Source organism: Anaerococcus lactolyticus ATCC 51172, assembly GCF_000156575.1.
GTDB lineage: Bacteria > Bacillota > Clostridia > Tissierellales > Peptoniphilaceae > Anaerococcus > Anaerococcus lactolyticus.
In genome coordinates this window covers 1-240 of sequence record NZ_GG666170.1, presented here as the reverse complement: position 1 = coordinate 240, position 240 = coordinate 1, and the positions used below count along the sequence as shown (strand labels likewise).

1 protein-coding gene is annotated in these 240 nt (G+C 61.9%); it reads right to left on the bottom strand.

The annotated features are described in order from the left end of the window. Nucleotides 1–105: aldo/keto reductase (locus HMPREF0072_RS12765; protein WP_211204252.1), on the bottom strand; the 105-nt coding region annotated here is incomplete at its 3' end. Nucleotides 106–240 lie beyond the last annotated feature (135 nt).

The following is a 240-nucleotide window of genomic DNA, read 5'->3' as shown; positions in this document are numbered from 1 at the left end:
CTCACTCTCGCCGGTGGAATAGATATCGGCACTGTCGAAGAAGTCGATCCCGGCTTCCAGCGCCTCGCGAATGAACGGACGCGCCCGTTCCTCGNCAGCACCCATGGACGCCACGCCGGATCGCCATAGGTCATGCACCCCAGGCAGAGCCGGGAGACTTTCAGGCCGCTATTGCCAAGACGGACATGCTGCATCGTACGACCTCGTCGGAAGGCTCTGAAAAGAGCGGTTTCCCCGGTC